Origin of the sequence: Kurthia populi, assembly GCF_042686175.1 — a bacterium.
Classification (GTDB): domain Bacteria; phylum Bacillota; class Bacilli; order Bacillales_A; family Planococcaceae; genus Kurthia; species Kurthia populi.
On sequence record NZ_JBHUOR010000118.1, the window covers coordinates 1 to 17,345 of the forward strand.

Annotated in this window: 17 protein-coding genes; 16 read left to right on the top strand and 1 reads right to left on the bottom strand. The window is 37.3% G+C overall.

The window, feature by feature from the left end; all coding sequences use genetic code 11:
- Nucleotides 1-168 precede the first annotated feature (168 nt).
- From ACFSY7_RS13365 to ACFSY7_RS13435, 15 genes are all read left to right on the top strand, one after another.
- On the top strand, nt 169-1,161 hold the full coding sequence (locus tag ACFSY7_RS13365) for a HAMP domain-containing protein (RefSeq protein WP_380148185.1): 993 nt from the start codon (nt 169-171) through the stop codon (nt 1,159-1,161).
- A 230-nt stretch (nt 1,162-1,391) separates the two neighbouring features.
- On the top strand, nt 1,392-2,327 hold the full coding sequence (locus ACFSY7_RS13370; protein WP_380148186.1) for an ABC transporter substrate-binding protein: 936 nt from the start codon (nt 1,392-1,394) through the stop codon (nt 2,325-2,327).
- The gene (locus ACFSY7_RS13375) at nt 2,327-3,355 is read left to right on the top strand and encodes a FecCD family ABC transporter permease (RefSeq protein WP_126992021.1); all 1,029 of its coding nucleotides are present in this window, start codon (nt 2,327-2,329) and stop codon (nt 3,353-3,355) included. Before ACFSY7_RS13370 ends, ACFSY7_RS13375 begins: the two co-directional genes overlap by 1 nt.
- Complete coding sequence (locus ACFSY7_RS13380) at nt 3,348-4,124, top strand: ABC transporter ATP-binding protein (protein WP_380148187.1); 777 nt, start codon at nt 3,348-3,350, stop codon at nt 4,122-4,124. The genes ACFSY7_RS13375 and ACFSY7_RS13380 overlap by 8 nt, the downstream gene beginning before the upstream one ends.
- Nucleotides 4,125-4,523: an ankyrin repeat domain-containing protein gene (locus ACFSY7_RS13385; protein WP_139995892.1), complete on the top strand. Its 399-nt coding sequence runs from the start codon at nt 4,125-4,127 to the stop codon at nt 4,521-4,523.
- On the top strand, nt 4,514-4,843 hold the full coding sequence (locus tag ACFSY7_RS13390) for an antibiotic biosynthesis monooxygenase (protein WP_380148188.1): 330 nt from the start codon (nt 4,514-4,516) through the stop codon (nt 4,841-4,843). Before ACFSY7_RS13385 ends, ACFSY7_RS13390 begins: the two co-directional genes overlap by 10 nt.
- Before the next feature lie 157 nt (nt 4,844-5,000).
- Nucleotides 5,001-6,272: an ATP-binding protein gene (locus ACFSY7_RS13395; protein WP_380148189.1), complete on the top strand. Its 1,272-nt coding sequence runs from the start codon at nt 5,001-5,003 to the stop codon at nt 6,270-6,272.
- A gap of 1 nt (nt 6,273) precedes the next feature.
- Nucleotides 6,274-7,173 carry a response regulator gene (locus ACFSY7_RS13400; protein WP_126992016.1) on the top strand — a complete coding sequence of 300 codons (900 nt, stop codon included), beginning with the start codon at nt 6,274-6,276 and terminating at the stop codon, nt 7,171-7,173.
- Nucleotides 7,174-7,369: 196 nt separating this feature from the next.
- The gene (locus tag ACFSY7_RS13405) at nt 7,370-8,671 is read left to right on the top strand and encodes a cation:dicarboxylate symporter family transporter (RefSeq protein ID WP_126992015.1); all 1,302 of its coding nucleotides are present in this window, start codon (nt 7,370-7,372) and stop codon (nt 8,669-8,671) included.
- Between the two features lie 112 nt (nt 8,672-8,783).
- A complete protein-coding gene (locus ACFSY7_RS13410) occupies nt 8,784-9,461 on the top strand; it encodes a response regulator transcription factor (protein WP_380148190.1) in 678 nt (225 codons plus the stop codon).
- Complete coding sequence (locus ACFSY7_RS13415; RefSeq protein ID WP_380148191.1) at nt 9,448-10,923, top strand: HAMP domain-containing sensor histidine kinase; 1,476 nt, start codon at nt 9,448-9,450, stop codon at nt 10,921-10,923. Before ACFSY7_RS13410 ends, ACFSY7_RS13415 begins: the two co-directional genes overlap by 14 nt.
- A gap of 120 nt (nt 10,924-11,043) precedes the next feature.
- Entirely contained in the window at nt 11,044-11,955 is a 912-nt protein-coding gene (locus ACFSY7_RS13420; RefSeq protein ID WP_380148192.1) for a peptidylprolyl isomerase, read from the top strand.
- Nucleotides 11,956-12,493: 538 nt separating this feature from the next.
- Nucleotides 12,494-13,096 carry a methyltransferase gene (locus ACFSY7_RS13425; protein ID WP_380148193.1) on the top strand — a complete coding sequence of 201 codons (603 nt, stop codon included), beginning with the start codon at nt 12,494-12,496 and terminating at the stop codon, nt 13,094-13,096.
- 60 nt (nt 13,097-13,156) lie between these two features.
- Nucleotides 13,157-13,912, top strand: a complete 756-nt coding sequence (locus ACFSY7_RS13430; RefSeq protein WP_380148194.1) for an SDR family NAD(P)-dependent oxidoreductase — start codon at nt 13,157-13,159, stop codon at nt 13,910-13,912.
- Between the two features lie 23 nt (nt 13,913-13,935).
- The gene (locus ACFSY7_RS13435; RefSeq protein WP_126992010.1) at nt 13,936-14,373 is read left to right on the top strand and encodes a MarR family winged helix-turn-helix transcriptional regulator; all 438 of its coding nucleotides are present in this window, start codon (nt 13,936-13,938) and stop codon (nt 14,371-14,373) included.
- A gap of 77 nt (nt 14,374-14,450) precedes the next feature.
- Here the strand turns inward: ACFSY7_RS13435 and ACFSY7_RS13440 are convergent, their stop codons facing one another.
- A complete protein-coding gene (locus tag ACFSY7_RS13440; protein ID WP_380148195.1) occupies nt 14,451-15,839 on the bottom strand; it encodes a cryptochrome/photolyase family protein in 1,389 nt (462 codons plus the stop codon).
- A gap of 243 nt (nt 15,840-16,082) precedes the next feature.
- Between ACFSY7_RS13440 and ACFSY7_RS13445 the strand changes: the two genes are divergently transcribed.
- Nucleotides 16,083-17,279, top strand: coding sequence for an ABC transporter substrate-binding protein (locus ACFSY7_RS13445; RefSeq protein ID WP_380148196.1), 1,197 nt, complete (start codon nt 16,083-16,085; stop codon nt 17,277-17,279).
- The last annotated feature ends 66 nt before the right edge of the window (nt 17,280-17,345 follow it).

Sequence of the window (17,345 nt, forward strand, 5' to 3'; positions counted from 1 at the left end):
AAGCACTTTCATTGATCAACAATCGACCAAGAAAGTGCCTCAACTGGAATACCACACAGGATGCATTTGAATGTGAAGTGGTGCAGTTAATTTGACAATCTATCTATAATAAAAAAGTCGCAAAATTCAAATAACTTTGCTTATAATAGAAGAAAAGGGGGCTACTTTATGACAACAACGACTGAGCTAAATATTTCCGCACTTATTGAAGAGTTAAAAGAAGACAATCATGAAATGCAAAAAGTGATGCAAAAAATTCAAAGCATTTCGATGCAATCAAAGATTTTATCACTTAATTCAGGTATTGAAGCTGCTAGAGCAGGTGAGGCAGGACGTGGTTTTGCGGTCGTCGCTAAGGAAATCGATAAATTTGCGACGTCGAGCATGGAAGCTAGTAAGTCGAGTGAAGACATTATTCAGCGCATGCATAATAAAGCGAATGAAATCATTGCGGTGCGTACCGTCGATGTTGCCTACGATACGATCGATAAAATTGAACGCAACTTATTCGAGCGTAATTGTGATGCACAGGCATGGGCAACTTTTTCAGCTGTGAAAAATGTTGTGCAAAATCATTCAATAGAAAATCAACGAATTGCAAATCAGTTTTTAGCACATACACTAAAAATTTATGAAGTATACTTCGAATTACTCGTTGTCGATTTAACTGGGTGTGTCGTTGCAACCGCAAAAAATCATCAATTAATCGGTGAAAACTTATCAGGACATGAATGGTTTGAGCAGGTCATAAAAACAAATCAGCCGTATGTGACAGATCTTTATTATTCAAAAACCATCCAAGCGCATACGATGAATTATTCAAGTCCAATTCAGGACGATACAGGAAAAACCATTGGTGTGATATCAACAAGGTTTAACTGGCAATATGTCATGGAAATTATTGAACGCGCAAATGTAGGTCATGATTCATCCTTATACATAATCAATAAAGATGGCATTGTCATTGCTTCTAAAGATGCTACAGACATTTTGAAAAAAGACTTAGCACATTACGCTACCGTGCAAAAGTCTATAAGAGGTATCGAAAAAAGTGGCTATCAAATGGAACGAAATGAGCTCGTTGCGTTTAGTGTCTCGCAAGGATATAACGCGTATAAGGGTAAGCAGTGGTGTGCAATTGTCGTAGAGCCGATGCATTAAAAGCTATAATGACATAGTGAATGAAATAGGTCTTGACGTGACATCGATAACAAAAAAATGATATTAACGAGAAAAAGCATGGGCTTTTAGCGTATTTCGCAAAAATCCATCGCTTTTTATTTTTTTCTGAAAATTTAATTGACAATGATTCTCATTAGCTTGTATGATGAATTCAACATGTTTTAAATGATAATGTTTATCAATTATAAGCAGCGAGGAGGAACAAAAACATGCGTAAATACATAGGACTTTCTATCGTAGCGTGTTTGACGCTCGGATTAGCTGCTTGTGGTAGTGGGTCATCAAGCGATACAAACACAGCAGCTGGGAAAGTCCAAATTTCAACAACCGATCGTCTCAATAATAAAGTGGAGCTTACGAAAGCACCAACATCTGTGGCAGCACTTAGCCCGGGAGACGCAGAAACGTTAATGGAACTAGAGGCGAATGTTGTGGGCGTTCCAACCATGACAGGTAAAAAACCAGCCAGCTTTGAAGGCATTCAAGAAATCGGCAATCCTCATTCACCTTCACTAGAACAAATTGCACAAGTACATCCTGATGTTCTCTTCGCACAGGAATCATTTAAGCAATATGCCAATACACTTGAAAATCAAGGCTCCAAAGTAGTGTATACAAAAGCTGATTCCATTGAAGATATTCAAGAGAATATTACATTATTTGGGGATGTACTCGAAAAAGAGCAGCAGGCAAGTGATTTAAACGATGAAATCACAGAGCATGTAGAGACGCTAGAAAAAAACACGGATAAAGTACGTGCATTACTCGTTTACGGTGCACCAGGGACATTTTTAGCAGCATTACCATCTTCACTATCAGGTGATATTTTAGCAAAAGCTGGTGGCAAAAATATTGCGGCAGACTTCCCGAAAGCAGATCAATATCCAAACTATGCAAGTATGAGTACCGAAAAAATTGTTGAAGCAAATCCAGAAATCGTCATGCTCATCACACATAGTGATCCAGAGGCAGTAAAAAAAGCCTTTGAGAAAGAAATGAATCAAAATGCGGCTTGGAAAAACTTAGATGCCGTTAAAGACAAACGCGTTGTTGTATTGTCCGCAGAATTATTTGGCCAAAATCCAGGAACGAAAATTACGGAAGCACTGGATGAAATGAAAAAACAACTAGATGAGGTGCGCTAATGGTCGCGATACAATCTTCAGTAAAAGTTCATCCATTAGCAAAAAAACGGCGGTGGACATTTATTGTATTAACGGCTTTACTGCTCATCGTCTCCATCGCTAGTTTAATGATTGGCCCCGTACGCTTTTCATTAACCGAAATTTGGCATGGCTTAACCGTTGCAGATAGTTCATTAGAGCGTCGTGTTATTTGGGAACTGCGCTTTCCACGTGTGCTGGTCGGAATGTTAGTGGGCGCTTGCTTAGCAATAGCTGGTGCGATTTTACAAGCAATTATGCGAAATCCACTCGCTGACCCTGGCATCATCGGTGTGTCATCAGGTGCCGGTATTGCAGCCATTACGATTATGATTATTTTTCCTGCATACATCACATTATTACCATTAGCCGCATTTTTAGGTGCGTTAATTACCGCATTACTGATTTACCTATTAGCATGGAAGGGTGGTGCAACACCCGTCAAAATCGTGCTAGTCGGTGTCGCAGTGAATGCAATTGTCGGTGCAGGAACAAATGCTTTAATGCTACTTTATAGCGACCGTGTACAAGCCGCACTACCATGGCTATCAGGTGGTATTGCCGGCGTTGGCTGGTCTCATTTTCAACTGATTGTTTATTATGCAATCGGTGCGATTATCATTTCGATGTTTTCTGTGAAATATATTCGGATGCTACGCCTAGGGGATGATGTAGCAAAGTTATTAGGGCAACGCGTGGAAGTTATACGCTTTTTATTAATTGTACTTAGTGCATTACTTGCAGGTATTGCGGTTAGTGTTTCAGGCTTAATCGGCTTTGTTGGCTTAGTCATTCCACATATTCTACGCCTTATCATCGGTAGTGATGACCGCTTCTTAGTACCAGCATCAGCCATTGGCGGCGCTTTTATCGTCGTCTTTGCAGATATGATTGCACGTACGGTATTTGATCCAATTGAGTTGCCGGTTGGTATTTTATTAGCCTTCATTGGTGGGCCATTCTTCTTGTATTTAATTCAACGAAATAGAAAGGGCGATGCACGTGCTTAAAGCAGAAAATATTCAATTCGTACGCAATCCTGCTTTTTCATTAAAGGACATCAATTTAACTATTGAAAAAGGCGAAGTGATTAGTTTAATCGGTCCGAATGGTTCTGGCAAGTCGACGCTGCTACGTGTGATTGCTAATTTATTAAAGCCAGAAGAAGGCAATATCATCATTGATGGCAAGAATGTAAAAGCCATACCCAAAAAGGAACTCCCAAAAAATCTTGCGATGCTCCCACAAATGAATGACCATCTCTTAGATTTAACAGTTGGTGAGCTTGTTGAATTTGGACGCGCGCCGTTTCAGCGCGGTATGGGGAAGTTATCACACGAAAATCAAGAAATCGTCGAATGGGCGTTGAATGTAACCGGCTTGACGCATATGAAAAATCGCTTATTGCCAGGTCTATCTGGTGGTGAACGTCAGCGTGCATGGATTGCAATGGCCGTTGCGCAGCGCTCCAAAGTATTGCTCCTTGATGAGCCAACAACCTATTTAGATATTGCACATCAGATGGAAGTACTAGAGCTTGTGAAATATTTAAACGAGGAATTCGGCATTACTGTTGTGATGGTACTACATGATATTAACCAAGCTGCTACCTATAGCGATCGCCTAATTGTTATGAAAAATGGCCAAATTCATTATGATGGCATCCCTCAATGCGTGCTTTGTACAGAAATGTTTCAAACTGTTTTTAATATCGACGCAGAGGTTCATAGCAATAATGATGGTGTTTACTTTACACCACTGAGAAGGAGGAACGGATAAATGAAAGAACTGATTCGACCATTTATTATTGCGGCGCATGGCGATTATGACATGGTAGAGCATCTTTTAAATATTGAACCGTCCCTCGCCTTTGTAGAGATGGACTGGGGTGCGGGGGATATTGAAAGTGGTCTTGCCGCCGCTGCGCATACAGGAAGTAGGGACATTGCAGAACTGTTACTTAAAAAAGGCGCAAAGAAAACCTTATTTTCTCAAGCAATGCTCGGGGATTTAAATTTTGTTGAAATGGCGTTGGATGACAACCCCATGTTACTACATGCTAAGGGAGCACATGGTATCGCACTGATTCGTCATGCTGAGCGTGGTGGATTTGAAGCAGAGCCGGTGCTTGAATACTTAAATCAATTAATGGAGAGGGAGAAATTTCAATGCCAGTAAAATTAGTGAATACAATTCGTACAAAAAAAGGATTTGGGGAAGCCGTAGCACAACGTTTTGCTACACCAAAATCAGTTGCATCAGCACAAGGCTTTATTCGCATGGAAGTATTAATTAATGAAAAAAATCATGACTACGATGAAGTGAAGATTTGCACGAATTGGGATACAAAATCAGATTTCAATGCTTGGTTCACATCAGAAGAAGCGGTGAGTACACATAAACGTGTCGCAAAAGAAGAAGATTCACCAATGCTAGGGAATGATGTTGGCATTTACGAAGTAAAATATGAACATTATCCAGCTGTACCAGCAAAATAATACATTTTTAAAGCAAAGGCCACGCTTATAACGTGGCCTTTTTATATGCAAAAGGATATAAATATTTTATACTTTTAAGCAGAACATTCGTCATTTCTAATAATTTCGTGACATCCGTTCAGAGTGAGATAAGATACAATAAGGGAGATGGCGCACAATGCTTCAAACGAAATACAATTTTTTAAATGCCGAATGGCTTTGGATTTTAATCGTTGCCGTTGTAACGACATTATTAGGTGAAATTAAATTACTGCCCTTTAGTAGTACAGAAAATTTCCGGTTTGCTTTAGGTAGTATTGTCTTTTTACTCTTTTTATTAGTACGCCCTGTGAAGTCTGTCATCTTTGTTGGTGTGCTAACAGGTATTGTCACGATTCTCTTTCGTATGGGCTTAGAACTAATAAATCATGGCTTTTCATCAGAGGTACTCATTAATAATTACCCGGCTTTCTTCTATTATGTGGTCTTTGCATGCGCTTTCCAATTTTTCAATTTACGTATGTATAGCAACCAACCATTATTATTAGGGGTTTTCGCCTCTATTATTGAATTTATTAGTAATAGTGCTGAGCATGTACTCCGATTTTTATTAATCCCAGACATATCGTTAAGTTTTTTTGATTTTGTCTTAGTGGCATGTGTCGCGATTTTCCGTAGCTTTTTTGTTATCGGAATTTATAGTACAGTTATTTTATCTGAGCAACGAAAGCACCTTCAAGAGCAATTAACGATGGGGTCTGATTTATATGTAGAAGCACTGTATTTACAAAAATCAATGAATCATATTGAGCAAATTATGGCAGAAAGCTACGAGTTATACCGTGAGCTGAAGAAAAATGAAAATCGTAAATTAGGCTTAAAAGCACTACATATTGCACAGGAGATTCATGAGGTGAAAAAAGATTCCCAGCGTATTTTTTCGAGCATTTCAGAAATGACGATGCATAAAACGGAAGAGTACTATTCACTATCAGATGTCATGAATCTTGTACAAGTAGCCAACGAAAAGTACGGTGCAATGCTTGGTCGAAATATAATGTTTCATGTGGAACAATCTGTTGATTTCTATACAAACCAACACATTCCACTACTCGCTATTTTAAATAATATTGTTGCGAATGGAATTGAAGCATTAGAGGATCAAGGAACAATTGACTTAAAAGTTTTTGAAAAAAATGATAACGTTTATTTTATTATTCAAGATGATGGCAAAGGAATTCCACCGGAAGATTTAGATATTATTTTTGAACCAGGATTTACGACAAAATATAATGAACAAGGAGTAGCCGCTACAGGTATTGGTCTTTCGCATGTACAAGAAGTAATTCAAACATTAAATGGCCATATTAAAGTGGAGCTACCAGAAAAAGGCACTATTTTCATTGTCGATATTCCAATGCAAATGATTTTGCAAAAGGGGGAAAAGTAAAATGCGCTATTTTATTGTCGATGATGATGCGGCAAGTCGACGCATGTTGAAACAAATTATTTTAGAAGGCGATATGGGTGTTGTATTAGGAGAAGCCGATAGCGGAGAAAATGCATTAGAGCCCATTCTTTCGAGCGATCCCGATTTTGTATTAATTGATTTATTAATGCCAGATTTGGATGGCATTGAAACAATGGACCAGCTTCGTCGCCAAGGCTTTAAAGGTCATTTTATTATGATTTCACAAGTAGTTAATAAGGAAATGATTGGAGAAGCCTATGAAAAGGATGTTGAGTTTTTCATTAACAAGCCAATCAATCGTATAGAAGTGCAAAGTATCTTACGTAAAACGAGTGAACGCTTTATTTTGAAAAAATCGCTGATGACGATCCGTAAATCGATTCTTCATTTTGAAGAAGAAACGAAAGAAGAAACACATTTAACGATGAAAGATGTTGTGCTTTCTATTCTAAGTGAAATGGGTATTGTCGGCGAAGTAGGGAGTGATGATATCGTACGAATCATTATGCTACTATCAGAACGTGAAGAAGCAACGATGCAAGTTCCTTCCTTAAAAGGACTGTATGAAGAAATTGCTTCTAAGACACGTTTTAGTGGACCAGAGATTGCAAAAGAAAGTAAAGCAATTGAGCAACGGATTCGTCGTACCATCCTTGCAGCAATGAATAACATTGCTACATTAGGTGTTGTAGACTACACCAATCCTGAATTCGAATACTATGCACCACGTTATTTTGACTTCGCAGAAATTCGTGTAGCAATGAAAGAAGTTCAAGAAAGCGGTTCCATGCCGAAAAAGATAAAAGTAAATATTAAAAAGTTTATTCAAGTTCTATTTGTGGATTCTATGGATAAATTTAGGAGAAAGCCTTCAAAATGAGATGAATTTCATCGCATAATGAGATATATGCATCGGTAATTATCAAAAAAAACTATGAAGAAATAATTATTTTGAAAATTTTATTTAATAAAACTGTCGGATAATGTCGGATTTTATAAGTCAACTATAGAATAAGATTATAGTTTTAAAAGTAGATATGAAAAATAATTATATACTCTCAAAGGGGGCTTCATAGATGGAGAAGAAAAAACGTAAAAAATTAGGCCTGGCATGGCAAATTTTAATCGGTCTTATCCTAGGTATTATCGTGGGTGCCATTTTTTATGGTAACGAAAACATTACGAAATATGTTTACCCACTAGGAACAATCTTCATGAGCATGATCAAAATGATCGTTGTGCCAATCATTGTTTCTACATTAATCGTAGGTGTAGCGGGTCAAGGTAGTTTAGAAAAAGTAGGTAAATTAGGTCTTAAAACATTAATCTACTTCGAAATCATTACGACAATTGCGATTATCTTAGGTATTTTCTTAGCTGACATTACAAAATTCGGTAAAGGCATCGACATGAGTCAGTTATCAAAAGGTGATATTTCATCTTATGTTGATTCATCACATAAAATGGCTGAAGAGCATCACGGTATTATGGATACAATTGTTAGCATCGTACCAACAAACATCGTGTCATCAATGGCAAATGGAGATATGTTACCAATCATCTTCTTCTCTGTGTTGTTCGGTCTTGGAGTAGCTGCAATTGGCGATAAAGGTAAACCAGTATTAGCATTTGCACAAGGTGTAGCAGATGCAATGTTCTGGGTAACAAATACAATTATGAAATTTGCTCCAATCGGTGTATTTGCATTAATCGCTAATACAGTAGCAACATTTGGCTTATCTTCATTAATTCCATTAGGTAAATTAATGATTCTTGTATACTTCGCAATGATTTTCTTCATTGTTGTCGTATTAGGTATTATAGCGAAAATTGCTGGGGTTAGCATGTTCCGTATTATTAAAATTATGAAAGATGAGTTAATTTTAGCTTACTCAACTTCAAGTTCGGAATCTGTATTACCACGTATTATGATTAAAACAGAAAAAGCCGGTGTACCAAAAGATATTGGTTCATTCGTTATTCCAACAGGTTATTCATTTAACCTAGACGGCTCTACTTTATATCAAGCAATTGCAGCATTATTTATTGCTCAAATGTATAATATTGATTTAACATTAACTGAACAAATTATTTTAGTTCTAACATTAATGGTTACTTCTAAAGGTATCGCAGGTGTACCAGGCGTATCATTCGTTGTTCTTTTATCAACACTTGGCGCGGTAGGTATTCCATTAGAAGGTCTAGCATTCATTCTTGGTGTTGACCGTCTACTAGATATGATGCGTACAGTAGTTAACGTATGTGGTAACACATTAGCAGCATTCGTTATGGCGAAATGGGAAGGCCGTCTTGATATGGATAAGTACAACAATTACTTTGAAAATGAAGCAGCTGAACTTGCAGCCAAACAGAAATAACAATTCCAAGAGCTTGGGCTTCGGCCTGAGCTCTTTTTTTATGCATTTATTGACATGCAGTGGACATAAAGTGATGCTAGAATAAATGCACGATAAAAAAGGTGGGATATAGATGGAAAAAGTTTTAATTGTAGAAGACGAATTTGCCATCAGTCAAGTACTCAAAGCGTATTTGACAAAAGTGCAATTTTTAACAGAGCAAGCTTATACAGGAACAGAGGCGATGCAAAAATTTCATTCATGGAATCCAGATCTAGTGCTACTCGATGTCATGTTACCGGAAAAAAATGGTTGGCAAATTCTTGAGGAAATTCGACAAGTGAGTAAATGCCCCGTCATTATGCTGACAGCACTTGGTGATGTGAATTATCGCTTGGATGGTCTTAATGGAGGTGCAGATGATTATATCGCCAAACCATTCGAGGCAGAAGAAGTTGTGGCACGCGTCAAAGCCGTTTTACGCCGAACAATAGCAGATAGTGGGCCAAAAAAACAATTCGGGGCACTTGAAATTAATCTACAATCACATGATGTTACATTAAACGGTTATAAAGTAGAACTAACACCTCGGGATTTATCGGTGCTTATCTTTTTAGCAGAAAATCCAAACCAAACCTTTACACGCGATCAACTAATCGACAAAGTATGGGGATGGGAATACGACGGAAGTGACCGTGCAGTGGATTTAGCGGTAAAACGTCTTCGTAAATCATTACAGGACTGGCCTGAAGAACAAGGTGAAATTAAAACATTACGTGGATTAGGGTATCAATTTAGTGTCAAAAAATAAAGAAATGAAGCGTGTTCCACTGGCACGTTACTGGACATTACGTTATTTAGCAGCGCTGATTATTGGTTTACTTGTTGTATCCATCCTATCCATTACATGGTTACGTCATAACACGATGACAAACCGTGTAGACATGTTAGAAGTAGTAGCAGATGAAATGGCTAGTCGAATTACAGAAAGTATTACGAGTGAAGAAGCACAGCCTGGTATATTTCGGGAGCGTACACCCTTAGCGAATTTAGGAATTAATCCTAAAATCTATTTAGTGAATGCAACAGGGAATATTATTTCGAGTAATGAGCCAAAAAATGCGCCGCAAAAAATGAATGAAGCGCAGCCAAATTTACCAGCACCACCAGAATCTTTATTTGAGCAGACATTGCCTAAAACAATTATGGCTAGCAAGAAAGATATTATAAAAGTTCAATTAAATAATGACAGCTACTATGCAGTTAAAAAAGCAATTAATAGTAATAAAAAAACGGTCGGCTATGTGGTGTTACTAGAATCTAAAAAAAATCTAGCACATGTCGACCAGGAATACTCACAGCTTGCGGCCATCATTATTGCACTTGCTCTTATTGGAACAATCGCCATCTATTTATTATCACGACGATTATCAAAACCGATTAAAGATGTTGCACAGGCCGCCCAACAAATTCAAAGCGGTGATTACAATGTGGCACTCGCCAATGATGTGAAGGAAAAAGAAGTGTATGATTTAATTGAATCCTTCCGAGATATGGCGGCACGTTTAAAACAACTCGAAGCAACACGTACGGAACTTCTAGCAGGTGTAACACATGAACTGAAAACACCTGTCACATCAATCAGTGGCTTACTACAAGCTGTGAAGGACGGCGTTGTGACAGGAGAAGATGAAAAAGAGTTTGTGAAAATGGCATTGAATGAAACGACAAAGCTCAAAACAATGGTAGGTGACTTGCTCGCGTTTAATTCATTTGCAGTGAATGCGATTCCGGTCCATATTCAACCATATGCTATTAATCATTACGTACAAGAATCAACAGTACAATGGGCAATGTCGCAACCAGAAAAGGGCGTACAGGTCGATGTGGATCTCTTACCGGAGGAAAGAACTGTACAATTAGATGGGGTCCGTTTCCAGCAAATTTTGACCAATCTTTTAACGAATGCAAAGCAAGCAATGGAAGGCAGCGGCCATATCCAATTAACGATGCAAGAAGAAGAAAAGGATATTGCAATTTTTGTTGCAGATACAGGGAAAGGCATTCCAATAGAAGAACAACCTTTTGTATTTGAGCGTTTTTACCGCGGTGAAAATAAAAAGTATGCAGTTCGTGGTCTCGGACTCGGACTCGCATTAAGTAAAATGATGGCCCAGTCCCTTCAAGGAGATTTACAACTTATTTCAAGTACAACAAACGGTACAACATTTAAAATCATGTTACCAAAAGTGATTTCAGAAACAACAGAATAATAGTAAAGAGATTTATGTAATCAATATGAATCTCTTTTTTTTATTTTTTCGCTGACATTTACCTGACACATTCACTTCATATAATAAGTGTATCGAAAGACAGGAAGGGAGTTCTAACAGATGGATAAGCAGCCTAAAAAGAAAAAATGGCTTGTTATAACAAGTATTATCGCCGCAGTCATCGTAGTTGGTGTAATTGTTTATGCACTAATTGGCAATAGCAGTAACTATGTCGCGAAGGTTGGTGATGAGAAGATTTCGCAAGATGAATTAAACGAAGCAATGCAAAAGCAATATGGTTCAACAGTCGTTCAATCACTAATTACAACGAGTGTAATTGAACAAGAGGCGAAGAAACAAGATGTCACAGTTACACAAAAAGAAATTGACGCAGAAGTAAAAACTCAAGCCACACAATATGGTGGTACAGAAGGATTAAAATCTGCACTAGAATCAAGTAATATGACAATGGCTGATTTTGAAGAAAGCGTGAAAACATACATTCAAACACAAAAACTAATGGAACCAACATTAGAAATTACAGATGCAAAATTAAAAGCATACTTCGAAGAAAATAAATCTTCATACGATACAGCAAAACAAGTGAAAGCTAGTCATATTTTAGTTGAAGATAAAAAGACAGCGAAAAAAGTTGCCAAATTACTTGCTGATGGCAGTGATTGGGATAAATTAGCGAAGAAATATTCTACAGATACAAGCAACTCTTCTGATGGTGGTAACCTGGGATATTTTGATAAATCATCAATGGATGAGAACTTTGCTGATGCGGCATTCTCTATGAAAAAAGGAGAAATCAGTGATCCAGTAAAATCTTCATATGGCTATCACATTATTAAAGTGACAGGTATCAAATCAGCTAAGGAAGCAACATATGCAGATGTGAAAGACGAAGTTCGTACAGCTTATGTAAATGAGCAAATGAATGCGAACTACTCAACTTGGTTAGCAGATTTAGAAAAAGATTATGATATCGATAACACATTAGCAACAACATCAACAACTGAAGAATAATTCCCTGGGCGGCTACTAGTATCTATGTAGTGCCTGCTACAAAGAGTAGTGTCGCCCTTATGATAGAGAAATAATCATTATTTATAATGGCATTGAGACAACAAGGTTTCTTGCTTAGTAAAAGTGTACAAATTATAGGACTGTCCACTCTTATAAATTCTATGTTTTACGATGTAATGATTATAGAAATATGAGGTCTCCTTGTGAGTCCTGAAGAAGCCATATTTCGTTCTATCCAATTGAATAATTGCTAGATTAGTCTACTTAATGTCCACTAAGTATGACTTCCGCACACTCTAGTTGATTATTCATCCATCTTTCAGTAGTGTATGTCCACACACTGCTAAAAGAATACTCAAAGAAATCGACTCGTCATCGAAGACAGCGAGTAGCCTATTTTTTCATACCTGTTAATAAGCAGGAATAACCCACCCAACTTATATTTACGCTTGAAAAACCCATCTTACATCGGAAAGCACACCGATGTATAGATGGGTTTTTTCGTATATAATCAATAAAAAAAGGGTAGGTGAATCACATGAGCGATTATCAATTTGAAAAAATATTAGGTATTCAAACAACGGCAGATGAGCCAGCAGCAATTCACCTTGCAGACAATCATTCATATGAACCAACTGCCTATAATGTGTTAGAGTTATTGGCAAATGAGATAGAGGTAACAGATGAAGATAGTTTTGTGGATTTTGGAAGTGGTAAAGGACGCGTTGCTATTTATGCAAATTACCGCTGGGGTATTCCAGTGACAGGAATTGAATATGACGAGCTATGTGTTGAAGTAGCAAATATGAATCGACATTTATATTGTAAAAAGTATGGCGAAAAAGAGATTACCTTTCATCATCAATTAGCACAAAATTATCGTATTCAAAAAACGGATTCTATTTTCTTCTTTTTTAATCCATTCAGCCCTGCGGTTTTTGAGAAGGTATTAGCAAATATCAATAAGTCCTATGAACGTTATCCTCGGAATATGAAAATTATCGTTTATTTTCCAATGTTCGAATACGTTGATTTATTAGATTGGTCGTCTTTTCAGTTTGTAAAAGAACTGCTAATGCCTCCACAAATGATTATGTCACCGAATGATCGTTTGTTAATTTATGAGCGAAATTCTTTTTAGTTTAAAATTAAATATTTTAATGTTAAAATATAATTAATTAAACATTAAGGAGTGTTTTGAATGGGTAAATTAGAGAATAAAGTAGTCATCATCACAGGTGGAGCAGGTGGCATTGGTAGCGGTATGGCGAAAGCGATGGTTAAAGAAGGCGCTATCGTAACAATCGTCGATTTAAACGAGGAAACTGGTAAAGTAATGGAGAAAGAACTACAACAATATTCTCCAGAGTCTATGTTCATGCAAGCAAACTTAATGGATCGAGATAACTTAGGAAACATCGTCGAAACAGTTGTTAAAAAATATGGTAAACTAGATGTCTTAGTAAATAATGCACATGCATCAAAACAAAAACCATTAATGGAAACAACACAAGAAGATATCGATCTTTCATTCGGTACAGGTTTTTATCCAACTTTCTATTTAATGCAAGCAGCATTCCCTTACTTAAAAGAATCACAAGGTAATATTATTAACTTCGCATCAGGTGCAGGGTTAAAAGGCGATCCAACTCAAGGCGCGTATGCAGCAGCAAAAGAAGCAATTCGTGGTATTTCACGTGTCGCTGCAAATGAGTGGGGTCAATTTGGCATCAACGTTAATATGATTAGCCCAATTGCTTATTCACCAGGCGTTGAAGCATGGTCTAAAGCTCAACCTGAATACTATGAAGCAGTAAAAAACAAAATTCCATTAGGTCGTTTTGGCGATGTTGAACAAGATATCGGTCGCGTGGCAGTATTCTTAGCTTCTGAAGATTCTCAATACATTACTGGTCAAACAATCATGACGGATGGCGGTTCAATTATGCTTCGATAGTTATGCGAGAAGGAGGCATAGTTTTGAAAAACAAAAACATCTTTCAACTCATTCATGCGACAGAAATCATCAACAATTCAAATATCGTTTACTTTATGAAACGATTCCCTCATAAAATTGGTGTAACACCTGTCCTTGTATTAGCTGAATTGAGAAATAGTGGTGCGCAAAAGCAAACGGTATTAGCCGATAAAATTGGCTGTACACCTGGCGCTATGACGAATATTTCGAATAAACTTGTAAAAGCAGGTTATGCAGTTCGTAAATATAACGATGATGATCGTCGCCATGTATTGCTCGATATTACGGAAGAAGGCCTGAAAGTATTCAATGAAGCTCAAGCATTTGGTCGTGAGTTTCAAACAGAATTATTCGATGCACTGACAGACGAAGAAATCGAACAATATGTTAATATTCAAGATAAACTCCTTGCAGCAGCTATTCAACGTAATGAAAAATAATATATAAAGACAGCGAAAATAATCGTATGTCTGCGTATAAAAAAGCAGGAACCGCCGATGAGCGATTCCTGCTTTTTTTAATGTTTTTTAATATGCTCAAAGCCTTCAAGCGCAAGCTTTCGTGCTGTTGCATGGTCCACAATTGGCTGTGGATAACTTATCTGATGCGCTGCTACATATTTTTGAGGGCTGTGGATAACATCAGGTGGAACATCTTTTAGCTCTGGAATCCAACGTTTAATGTATAAAGCGCCACTATCAAATTTTTGAGCTTGTCCAGTAGGATTGAAAACGCGGAAATAAGGCGCAGCATCAATACCACTACCGGTAACCCATTGCCATCCCATCGCATTATTTGCGGTATCAAAATCGACGAGCGTTTCTTTAAACCAGTCATAGCCGTACTGCCAAGGGATGCGTAGATGTTTAACAAGGAAAGAAGCTACAACCATTCGAACACGGTTGTGTATAATGCCCGTCTCCCACAGTTCACGCATCCCAGCGTCCACTAGCGGGTAACCAGTTTGGCCGGTTTTCCACGCTGTGAATAAATCCTCATCGAAAGCCCATGGATAATGCTGAAAGGCTTTACGCACAGGAACACGGTCAAGGTCAGGGAACTGTGCTAACTGTTCATAAGCAAAGTCTCGCCAGGCTAGTTGTCTTAAATAGCTATCAGCAGCATCTGCATGTTCGGGCTGTTCATCAATAAATCGCTTTACACGGTACCACATCGAGCGAATACTAATATTCCCCCAAGCTAAATAAGGAGACATATCAGACGTTCCCTGCTTTCCTGGGAAATCTCTCAGCTTATTATAAGAAGCTAAATCTTGTTCGATAAAATCCTCAAATTTTTGAATGGCCTGCTGTTCGCCAGGAGTCCAATATGCACCAAATTTTTTCATCCAATGATGATTATCGATTAATTTTAAGTCATCTAATGCCAAAGAATCAAATGTATCTTTCGAAAAAGAACTATTTTTATTTTGTGGAAAAGTAATATATTGCAACTTTGCTATTTTCCAATAAGACGAGAATACCTTATATGGTGTCTGATTCTTCGTAACAATCTTATGATGATAAAATAGTAATCGATCATCAAAACACTTCACATATGTTGTTTTAGTAGAATATTTTTCAACGAGTTCTTGTTCAAGTAGTACATCTTTAGATAGGAGACTACGATTGAAAAATAGGGCATCTATTTGGAATGTATTCATCAATTCTTCAATAATGAGTTGTGGATTTCCTTGGCGTATAATAAGTGAACCACCACGTGATTTAATTGATTCTGCTAGCGCTTCTAATGAATAATGTAGCCACCAATCAGAGGCTGTAGTAGCTGAATTTGTTTTTTCATAGATGAACACAGGAATGACTTCATCGAAGTCGCTTGCAGCAAGTAATGCTAGATTATCATGCAACCGTAAATCATAACGAAACCACATTAACGCTTTTGTCATTGTGAAACCTCCTTTATCTAATTATAGCAATAAATCATTCGAACGTTAAATCCTAGAAAAAACAGTTAAATTCTCTAAAAAACACTAATATATTATTTTTTTAATTTTTTGAATTAATAGAAAATTATGTTTACTTATTTGTTTTTAGAATATAAAATATGGAATTAGAAAACATATTTTAAAGTTATGTTATCAATAGTCAGAATTATTAAATAAAATTCGGCGCAAGGGGGATGAAGTTTAATGAAGAATAACAATTTAAAGAAGTACGGTGCATTGATTGTTTCATCTGCACTATTGTTAGGAACATTAACAGCGTGTGGCTCGAAAGATTCAGGTTCAGGTAGTGGGTCATCAGATGGTGACACAATTAAAATAGGCTTGAACTTAGAGCTGTCAGGCGCTGTAGCATCATATGGTTCGGGAATTTCAAAGGGTGCGGAACTTGCAATTAAAGAAATTAATGATGCAGGTGGTATCGATGGTAAAAAAATCGAGGCAGTAAAAATTGATAACAAATCAGAAAACTCTGAGGCGACATCAGCGGCATTAAAATTAGCGACACAAGAAAAAGTAGTAGCGCAAATTGGTTCAGCAACATCTGGTAATACAGTGGCGGCTGTACAAGTAGCGGACCAAAATAAAATGCCACTTATTTCACCATCAGGTACTTCACAAACAGTAACAGTAAATGATGACGGTGCTGTAAATGAATATGCATTCCGTACATGTTTCATTGACCCATTCCAAGGGAAAATTGCGGCGGACTTTGCATCAAATGATTTGAAAGCGAAAAACGTAGCGATTTTTGCGGATAGCTCAAGTGACTATGCAAAAGGTTTAGCTGAAGCATTCAAAAAGCAAATTGAAGCAAATGGTAGCAAGGTTGTGGCTGAAGAATCATATGTAGCAAAAGATACGGACTTTAAATCAACACTTACACGCTTAAAATCAAAAAATCCTGATTTCATTTATGTACCAGGTTACTACGAAGAAGTAGGCTTAATTGTGAAGCAAGCACGTTCAATTGGTATTGACGCTCCAATGATGGGTGGCGATGGCTGGGATTCACCAAAAATTGTTGAGCTTGCGGGTGCCAAATCACTTGATAACACATTCTTTACAAACCACTATTCTGCAGAAGATCCAGATGAAAAAATCCAAAAATTCGTAAAAGCATTTAAAGAAGCAAATGATGATAAATCACCAGATGCCTTCAATGCACTTGGCTACGACTCAGTGTACTGGCTAAAAGATGCAATTGAACGAGCAGGTTCAACAAAAGGTGAAGATATTCAAAAAGCATTAGCAGATACGAAGGATTTAAGTCTTGTAACAGGTAAAATTTCTGTGGATGAAGAACATAACACAATCAAATCGGCAACAGTTCTTGAATTTAAAGACGGCAAACAAGTGTTCAAAACAAAGGTGGAACCTTAAGCGACAAGTCTTTTATGAAGGGGGGCACTTGTCCTCCTTTTTTTAATTTGATAAAAAGGAGTGAAA